Source organism: Devosia sp., assembly GCF_017307565.1.
Classification (GTDB): domain Bacteria; phylum Pseudomonadota; class Alphaproteobacteria; order Rhizobiales; family Devosiaceae; genus Devosia.
The window spans coordinates 1-7849 of the sequence record NZ_JAFKHD010000232.1 but is presented as its reverse complement, the minus strand read 5'-3'; the positions used below and the strand labels follow the sequence as shown (position 1 = coordinate 7849).

The following is a 7849-nucleotide window of genomic DNA, read 5'->3' as shown; positions in this document are numbered from 1 at the left end:
CATATCGGGAAGCAGGCGGTCATTGCGCTCGGGCCGTGGGCGCCGGAAGTGCTCGACAAAGTGGGCTATCGCCTGCCGCTCTTCGTCAAGCGGGGCTATCACATGCACTATAAACCGGCCGAAGGCGCCGCGCTCAACCACCTGCTGCTCGATGCCGAAGTGGGCTATGTGCTGGCGCCGATGACGCGCGGCATTCGCCTGACGACGGGGGCGGAATTTAACCTGCGCGATGCGGCACCGACACCGATCCAGCTTGGCAAGGCAGAGCAGGCGGCCAAGGAAGTGTTTCCGCTAGGCGACCGCGTCGACCCGCAGCCGTGGAAGGGCGCGCGGCCCTGTACGCCCGATATGATGCCGATCATCTCCAAGGCGCCCAAGCATGAGGGGCTTTTTGCCGGCATCGGCCATGCCCATCACGGCTTTACGCTGGGGCCGGCAACGGGCGAATTACTGGCGCAGATGATGACCGGGGAAGCGACGGCAATCGATGTGAAGCCGTTCCGGATGGAGAGATTCCTCGGGCATTGAGCTAAGTCGGCTGTGCGCTTGGGAGGACGGCTCGGCTATCGAGTTTGCCGCCCCCCTCCCACCCTCCCCCTTGTGGGGAGGGATGGGGAGCGGGTTCGGGCTACGCAGTTGCTCGTTGCTACCCCAACGCGACTACCGCAATAACGCCGCAGACAAAGCCAATGGCTACCAACAGGGCTACGTTGAGCCCCCTTCCTCTGCCGCGCTTGGCCAAGGGCAGTGGCGTTTTGCCTCCTGCCCGCGCCCCGCTCGCCCTGAGCCGCTTAGGCGCTCCCCATTTCAGCCGGCGAAACGCGTAGACATTCGAACGGCGCCTTTGGGCTTCGAGTGTTGCGTGATCTGGCTTGTCGCTGGACATGGATTTTTCCTTTTGCGCTGAAGCAAATGGGTATGCGCAGCCACTCCCGCAATGCCGCGCATGGTCGCGCCCGGCGGGCCAGCGAATGCCTCTTGCCCAAACATTAGAACCGTTCTAAACATTCTTTGGAATGGTTCTAAAGTTTGAGGGCAGGCATGTTTACCCTGTGGCCGGACAATCGGCGTGCTTTTGATACGCTGTCGGAGCGCGAAATCCTGTCGCTGGCGATTGCCGCCGAGGAAGAGGATGGGCGCATCTATTCCGAACTGGCGACGCGGCTGGCGGATATCTATCCCGGCACGGCGGCGCTGCTCGAAGCCATGGCCGCCGAGGAAGACGATCACCGCCGACGCCTGCTCGATCTTTATGTCGAGCGTTTCGGCAAGCGGCTGGTGCCGATCCGGCGCGAGCACGTGCGCGGTTTCCTCAATCGCAAGCCGGTCTGGCTGCTCAAGACCCTGACCATCGAGCAGGTGCGCGGGCAGGTCTGGGAAATGGAAGAAGGCGCTTACAGCTTCTATATGGAAGCGGCCAAGCAGGCCAATGACGTCGCCATCCGCAAGTTGCTCGGCGACCTGGCGCGCACCGAGCGCGGCCATGCCGCCAGCGCGACCAAGCTCGACGAAAAACTGCTCGGCGAAGAAGGGCACGACGTAGAGAAGGACGAGGCGCATCGCCAGTTCCTTCTCACCTATGTGCAGCCGGGCCTTGCCGGGCTGATGGATGGTTCGGTGTCGACGCTGGCCCCGGTCTTTGCCGCCGCCTTTGCGACGGGCGATACGCACCAGACTTTTCTGGTCGGTCTTGCCGCTGCGGTGGGCGCCGGCATTTCCATGGGCTTTACCGAAGCGGCCTCCGACGATGGCAAGCTGACCGGCCGTGGCTCGCCGGTCAAGCGCGGCTTTGCTGCCGGGATCATGACCGCCGTGGGTGGCCTTGGGCACGCTTTGCCCTATCTCATCCACGATTTCTGGACGGCGACGTTTATTGCCGGTGTGGTGGTGCTGATCGAACTCTGGGTCATCGCCTATATCCAGAAGCGCTACATGCAGACCCCGTTTTGGCGGGCGGTGTTGCAGGTGGTTTTGGGCGGGGCGCTGGTCTTTGCTGCCGGCGTGCTCATCGGCAGCGCCTGAAATCAGGTGGTGACGCGCTGGCCGCGCCGCTGCAATAAGGCCCAGAGAACAGCGGCCAGCGCCAGGATCAGCCCGATGGCGGCAAGCGATTGCGGCCAGCCGGCATGGGGTCCGAAAACCACCATGTGCATGCGTCTGCCGGGGAGGAAGGTAAAAGCCCCGGCAAGCAGCAGGGCGCCGATATAGAGCCCCTGCATGTTGGCGCGGTGGCGCCGCACATCGCGGTGCACGAGAATGGCGCGCAGCCCGTTGAACAGCGCCACATAGGTGAAGATCGAGAACAGGTGGATCGGGCTGAACGGGCCGATCAGCCTGATTTCATTGATGAAGAGCGCGCTGGTGGCGGCGGTGAACATCAGCACCACCCAGAGTCGGCCGAGTGTCTTGTGGAGCCGCGTGCCCTTCTTGCGCCAGAGCACGAAGCCGCCGATGACGACGGCGAGAATGGCGCAACTGGCGTGGATCTGGATAGCGAGGGGAGCGGCGAGAAGCGGGGCGAGGGTCATGTTCGGGTTCCGGCGTGGCTATGCCCGGTCTCGATGTGCCGCTAGATTGCGCCGCGCAAATCGCTTTCCGTAAACCGCATGGCCGCTTCGTGAACGACACCCATTTGCAGTCCACGCTTCGCGAAATGCGCGGTCTCGTGCGCAATCGGCGCAGCTGGATCGTGCTGCTGGCGCTGGGGATCGTCGTCGGGCTGATCGGGCCTTTCGGCACGTTCGAGAATATGGGGCTGGTACCGCGCCTGCTCTATTGGATGGCGGTGGTCCTGGGGACCGCAGGCATCGGCACGCTGGTTGCCGGCTTTGTCGAGCGCCTGTTGCTGCCGCGCCTGCCGGCCTGGTTGGCCGGCGCGATTGCCGGTGCGGTGGCGGGCCCGGCCATTGCCGGGGTCGTCTTGGTGATCAATCTTGTCGCCTATGGCGTGGATGTCACCCCGATCCGGTTCGGCACGCTGCTCGCTTATTGCACGCTGATTTCCATCTCGGTGACGGTGATGAGCGCGCTGCTCTGGCAGCCGCCGCAGGCGAAACCAGTGCCGGAGGCCGTGTCGGCTGCCGCGACGGAGCCGGCTATTCTGGAACGCCTGCCGCGGGGGCAGCGCGGGCGGCTCGTCCATATCGCGGTGTCCGACCACTATGTCGACGTCACCACCGAGAAAGGCACGACGCTGGTGCTGATGCGGCTTTCCGACGCCATCCGCGAGACGGCGCCGGTTGCCGGCATGCAGGTGCACCGCTCGCATTGGGTGGCGCTCGACGCCGTGCGCCGGGGCGCGCGGCAGGGCAGCAAGCCCGTGCTCGAACTCGAGAACGGCGCAATCGTGCCGGTGAGCCGGACCTATGTCGAGGCCGTGCGGGCGGCGGGCCTCCTGACCTAACGCCCAGCCACCAGGCTTGCCGCTTTCGAGCCGATCGCCATGGCCGGGGCATTGGTATTGCCTGAGACGATCTGCGGCATGATCGAGCAGTCGATGACACGGAGTCCTTCAATTCCCCGCACCTTCAGTTCCGCATCGACAACGGCGGTGGGATCATCGTCGCGGCCCATGCGCAGCGTGCCGACCGGGTGATAGTTGGTCTTCACCGTTTGCCCGCAATAGCGGTTAAGGGCTTCGGGATCGTCCATCACCGCCTGGCCTGGAAGCAGTTCGGTATCGATCTTTTCCGCCAGCGGCGCTGACTTCAGCAGCTTTCGCGCTTCGTGCAGGGCCGCGATGGTGAGGCGGAGGTCGTCGGGATCCCCGAAGAAATTGCAGTCGACCACTGGCTGGTCCCCAGGATTGGCCGAGCGCAGAGTGACGCTGCCGCGCGCCTTGGGGCGGAGGAGGCACGAGGTGAAGGTCACGCCGTAGGTTGGCTTGGCCGCCGAGACGTCGCGGTCGAGATAGACGATGGGCGCGCAATAGAGCTGGATGGTCGGGCGACTGCCGCCATCGGGTTCGAAGAACATGCAGGCTTCGATGCCGGTCGTGGTCACCGGGCCGGAATTGGTAAGGAGATATTGGAGGCCGTTGCGGATCATGTTCCAGCCGCGGTCCTGCCCGAAATAGCCCGACTTGCCCTTGGTGGTGGCGATAACAGGGACTTCGTGATGGTCCTGCAGGTTCTGGCCGACGCCAGCAATGTCGGCGACGACGTCGATGCCATGCTGGCGCAGGTGCTCGGCGGGACCGATACCCGAAAGCATCATCAGCTTGGCGCTATTGTAGGTGCCGGCGCCGACCAGCACTTCGCGCTCGGCGCGGACGGTGTGGCTCTCGCCGTCCCTGGTATAGGCAAGGCCGGTGGCGCGGCCGTTCTCGACGAGGATGCGATCGACGCGGGCGCCGGAAATGATCGTCAGGTTGCCGTCGGATTTCAGCGGATCGAGGAAGGCTTTTATCGCGTCCGAGCGCTCCTTGTAGCGGCCCCATTGCCCATAGGTGTGCTGCATGATGCCGACGCCGAATTGGGTCGCGCCGTTGAAATCGGCATTGGCCTTGTGGCCGAGCGCCTGTGCCGCGGCGATGAAATCGTGGGTGGTCTGCGTCGTATAGCCGGGGTCGGAAACGCGGAGCGGCCCGCCATTGCCGTGGAACCCGTCGTGGAGGCGCGCATTGTCCTCAACTGCCTTGAAGTGGGGCAGTATGGCGTCATAGGACCAGCCGGGATCATTGCCGAGGCTTTGGGCCCAGCCGTCATAGTCCTCCTTCTGGCCGCGCATATAGACCATGGCATTGACCGACGAGCCACCGCCCAGAACCTTGGCCACCGGCACGATGGGGGCGCGGCCGCCGAGCTGGGGTTGCGGCACGGTTTTGTGCATTTCGAGGAACGTGTCCTGGCCGAGATATTTCATATAGCCGGCAGGCATGGCCATGATGCGGTTGGTGCCGGCGCGGCCGCGCTCCAGCATCAGGACCGAAAAGCCGAACTCTTTCACAAGGCGCCAGGCCGTGACCGACGCAGCCGAGCCGCCGCCGGCAATGACAAAATCGTATGTGGGCATAATATCTCCTCTTGGCGGGAGATTAGGCGGCGGATAGCAGGTCTTCTAGTCGGCTATCGAGGATCGTGCCCACTCGCGCGCATTCGACGGCAATTTCCCGGATGAAATCGACCAGCATGGGGCGCTCGAGCGCCGTCAGCGAGCGCACCACCATGGCGGTATCACGATGGAGCGGTTCGATATCGACGGGCTGGATTTCGACGAGGCGCCCGGCTGCAATATCGTCGGCCACGGCCGAATTGACGAAAAAGCCGATCCCCTCGCCCTTGATGGCGAGGCGCCGGGCAGGGCCGGTGGGCAGTTCGACGCTGGTGGGCGCGCGGCGGGTCAGGGCGGTAGAGGCTTCCGGAGCCACCTGCCACCAAATCAGCGAGATGACCCGCGGCACCAGTGCCAGCACTTCTTCGATCTCGGGCGTGGCGCTGAGCTTTGCCGCCTTGTCGGCCGAGATGACGAGGGGCACGCGCTCGCGCATGGTCAGCAGCGGCACGAGATCGACCGCGAGCGGTTCAAGATTGGGCCAGCACAAAATGCCAAGTTCGGATTCGCGCTCATGCAACATTTCGGCGATCTGGGCCTGCCGGCCCTCGTTTACCACCACATCCACGGCCGGATACTTTTCCTGAAAGCGCAGCAGACTTTCGGTGATCAGCGGGGAGACCAGACTGCGTAGCGAGGCAATGGCGATGCGGCCGCGCTCGACCCGGCGCAGCGCTTCGCGCGCTTCCTGCGCCGTGCCGATGATGCGGCGCGCAAAAGGCAAAAAGGTCATGCCCTGGTCGGTGAGGCTGACGGTGCGGCCGCGGACGAAAAGGGTGACGCCAAGCAGTTGTTCGAGCGCCCGCATGCGCATCGAGGCGGTGGCCTGGGTGATATTCAGATAGGCGGCCGCCTTGGTAAAACTCTGCTCGCGAACGATGCGATCAAAAGTGCGAAGCTGGTCGAGGTCCATTGGATTGGCTTATGCAAGAGCGGTCGATAAGGCGGAATATGGTTTGTCACATAGAACATGTCTATGCGTTGAATGGCGCATAACGCATTGCGTTATATAACGCGATGCGTTATGTTTGTGTATGATCCAGAGCTTTTCGGATGGCGAAACGGAGCTGATCTGGGCCGGCCGACACAGCCGGAGGCTGCCAGCGGATATTCAGTCCGTGGCTCTGAGGAAACTGCGTCTGCTCCACGCCGCCCGGGTCATCGGCGATTTGAAGGTGCCGCCGGGTAATCGGCTTGAAGCGCTCAAGGGCAACCGCGCCGGGCAATGGAGCATTCGTATCAACGATCAATGGCGCATCTGTTTTGTCTGGGATGAAGGAGGACCGCGCAATGTCGAAATCGTCGACTATCATGGATGAGGCCCTGCCCAATCCGCATCCTGGCGAAATCCTGCTCGAGGAATTTCTGAAGCCCATGGGGCTGAGCCAGAATGCGCTCGCCCGCGCCGTGCATGTGCCGCCCCGCCGCATCAATGAGATTGTGCTGGGGCAGCGCGGCGTAACGGCTGACACGGACCTGCGACTGGCGCGTTACTTTGGCTTGTCAGAAGGCTTTTTTCTGTCCCTGCAGATCGAGTTCGATCTTATGCAGCGTCGGCGCGAGCTGGGCGACGATCTTGCAATGATAGAGCCGCGCGCGGCCTAGCTGCTCTCATTGCGTGCCCGCGATTCCTCGGCCAGAGCCTGCTTGCGGGCCTTGGCCTTGGCGGCGATTTCGGCCACGGCGTCGCCCAGATGGGCCATGCCGCGCTTTTTGGCGAGGTCCATCTGCTTTTGCCGTTCTGCGGCGGCTTCGTGCTTGGCGGTGTCGTCGATGCAGTAGGGGCAGGTTAGGCCTTCGGCAAAGTCCTTGTGCTGGCGATCGGCTTCGGTGAGCGGGTGGCGGCAGGCGCGGCAGAGGGTGGCGTCGCCGAGTTCGAGGCCGTGGCCGACCGAGACGCGTTCGTCGAACACGAAGCATTCGCCGGCAAAGCGGCTCTCTTCCTTGGGTGTCACTTCGAGATATTTCAAAATCCCGCCCTTGAGGTGAAACACTTCCTCAAAGCCCTGGCTCAACAGGTACGACGAGGCCTTTTCGCAGCGTATGCCGCCGGTGCAGAACATGGCGACCTTCTTGTCCCGGGCGGGATCGAGGTTTTTAGCCACATAGTCCTTGAACTCGACAAAGCTTGCCGTCTTGGGGTCGAGCGCGCGCTGGAAAGTGCCGAGACCGACTTCATAGTCGTTGCGGGTATCGACCAGCACGACGTCGTTGCGGTCGATCAGCTCGTTCCAGTCTTCGGGCTCGACATAGGTGCCGACCTGTTTTGAGGGATCGGCCTCGGGCGCGCGCAGAGTGACGATCTCGGGCTTGAGGCGCACCTTCATGCGCAGGAATGGGGCTTCATCAGCGAAGGAATATTTTGTTTCCGCGCCGAGGAGGCGTTCGCCAAAGGGACCGGACAGGAACAAAAAGTCGGCCAGGGCATCGATGGCGTCGGGCGTGCCGGCAACGGTGCCATTGATGCCTTCGGGCGCGAGAATAAGCGTGCCCTTGATATCGCGGCCGCAGCAGAAGGCGGCGAGCGGGGTTTTGAGAGTTTCCGCGTCGGGCAGGGAGGCGAATTTGTATATCGCCATCACCTTGTATGGATGATTGTCCTGTTGCACAGTGGCGGCGGAATTTGGATGGGGCGCGGTCATGACGCGCTCATATCATCGGCCGGGCTCGGCGTCACGGGCGGTCGCAAGCAAGACATCGGGAGGACGTCTCTATGACCTATCGGGCGGATAACGCACGCTATGACACCATGCAGTATCGCCGCTCTGGTCATTCGGGGCTGAAACTGCCGGTCCTG

General features: G+C 63.2%; 9 protein-coding genes. 5 read left to right on the top strand and 4 right to left on the bottom strand.

The window, feature by feature from the left end; all coding sequences use genetic code 11:
* Window positions 1-528, top strand: a 528-nt coding sequence (locus J0I64_RS07700) for an FAD-binding oxidoreductase (RefSeq protein ID WP_291407011.1), incomplete at its 5' end; no start/stop codon positions are given.
* A 513-nt stretch (window positions 529-1041) separates the two neighbouring features.
* A complete protein-coding gene (mbfA, locus tag J0I64_RS07695) occupies window positions 1042-2022 on the top strand; it encodes an iron exporter MbfA (RefSeq protein WP_291407010.1) in 981 nt (326 codons plus the stop codon).
* Window positions 2023-2024: 2 nt separating this feature from the next.
* Here mbfA and J0I64_RS07690 read toward each other — a convergent pair whose 3' ends face one another.
* Window positions 2025-2528: a DUF2306 domain-containing protein gene (locus J0I64_RS07690; RefSeq protein WP_291407009.1), complete on the bottom strand. Its 504-nt coding sequence runs from the start codon at window positions 2526-2528 to the stop codon at window positions 2025-2027.
* A gap of 20 nt (window positions 2529-2548) precedes the next feature.
* Between J0I64_RS07690 and J0I64_RS07685 the strand changes: the two genes are divergently transcribed.
* On the top strand, window positions 2549-3403 hold the full coding sequence (locus J0I64_RS07685) for a LytTR family DNA-binding domain-containing protein (RefSeq protein WP_291407012.1): 855 nt from the start codon (window positions 2549-2551) through the stop codon (window positions 3401-3403).
* Here the strand turns inward: J0I64_RS07685 and J0I64_RS07680 are convergent.
* Both J0I64_RS07680 and J0I64_RS07675 read right to left on the bottom strand, forming a co-directional pair.
* Window positions 3400-5013, bottom strand: coding sequence for a GMC family oxidoreductase N-terminal domain-containing protein (locus tag J0I64_RS07680; protein WP_291407008.1), 1614 nt, complete (start codon window positions 5011-5013; stop codon window positions 3400-3402). The genes J0I64_RS07685 and J0I64_RS07680 overlap by 4 nt on opposite strands.
* 22 nt (window positions 5014-5035) lie before the next feature.
* The gene (locus tag J0I64_RS07675) at window positions 5036-5965 is read right to left on the bottom strand and encodes a LysR family transcriptional regulator (protein ID WP_291407007.1); all 930 of its coding nucleotides are present in this window, start codon (window positions 5963-5965) and stop codon (window positions 5036-5038) included.
* 121 nt (window positions 5966-6086) lie between these two features.
* Between J0I64_RS07675 and J0I64_RS07670 the strand changes: the two genes are divergently transcribed.
* Both J0I64_RS07670 and J0I64_RS07665 read left to right on the top strand, forming a co-directional pair.
* A complete protein-coding gene (locus tag J0I64_RS07670) occupies window positions 6087-6371 on the top strand; it encodes a type II toxin-antitoxin system RelE/ParE family toxin (RefSeq protein ID WP_291407006.1) in 285 nt (94 codons plus the stop codon).
* On the top strand, window positions 6343-6657 hold the full coding sequence (locus tag J0I64_RS07665) for a HigA family addiction module antitoxin (protein ID WP_291407005.1): 315 nt from the start codon (window positions 6343-6345) through the stop codon (window positions 6655-6657). Before J0I64_RS07670 ends, J0I64_RS07665 begins: the two co-directional genes overlap by 29 nt.
* On the opposite strand, the gene J0I64_RS07660 is transcribed toward J0I64_RS07665, so the two are convergent.
* Window positions 6654-7694 carry a rhodanese-related sulfurtransferase gene (locus J0I64_RS07660; RefSeq protein WP_291407004.1) on the bottom strand — a complete coding sequence of 347 codons (1041 nt, stop codon included), beginning with the start codon at window positions 7692-7694 and terminating at the stop codon, window positions 6654-6656. The genes J0I64_RS07665 and J0I64_RS07660 overlap by 4 nt on opposite strands.
* Window positions 7695-7849: the final 155 nt, after the last annotated feature.

Bases quoted from the DNA above. Each gene is read 5' to 3' on its own strand.
- mbfA (WP_291407010.1), top strand. From the start codon at position 1,042: ATGTTTACCCTGTGGCCGGACAATCGGCGTGCTTTTGATACGCTGTCG.
- J0I64_RS07690 (WP_291407009.1), bottom strand. From the start codon at position 2,528: ATGACCCTCGCCCCGCTTCTCGCCGCTCCCCTCGCTATCCAGATCCAC.
- J0I64_RS07665 (WP_291407005.1), top strand. From the start codon at position 6,343: ATGTCGAAATCGTCGACTATCATGGATGAGGCCCTGCCCAATCCGCAT.
- J0I64_RS07680 (WP_291407008.1), bottom strand. From the start codon at position 5,013: ATGCCCACATACGATTTTGTCATTGCCGGCGGCGGCTCGGCTGCGTCG.
- J0I64_RS07660 (WP_291407004.1), bottom strand. From the start codon at position 7,694: ATGACCGCGCCCCATCCAAATTCCGCCGCCACTGTGCAACAGGACAAT.
- J0I64_RS07685 (WP_291407012.1), top strand. From the start codon at position 2,549: ATGCCCGGTCTCGATGTGCCGCTAGATTGCGCCGCGCAAATCGCTTTC.
- J0I64_RS07670 (WP_291407006.1), top strand. From the start codon at position 6,087: ATGATCCAGAGCTTTTCGGATGGCGAAACGGAGCTGATCTGGGCCGGC.
- J0I64_RS07675 (WP_291407007.1), bottom strand. From the start codon at position 5,965: ATGGACCTCGACCAGCTTCGCACTTTTGATCGCATCGTTCGCGAGCAG.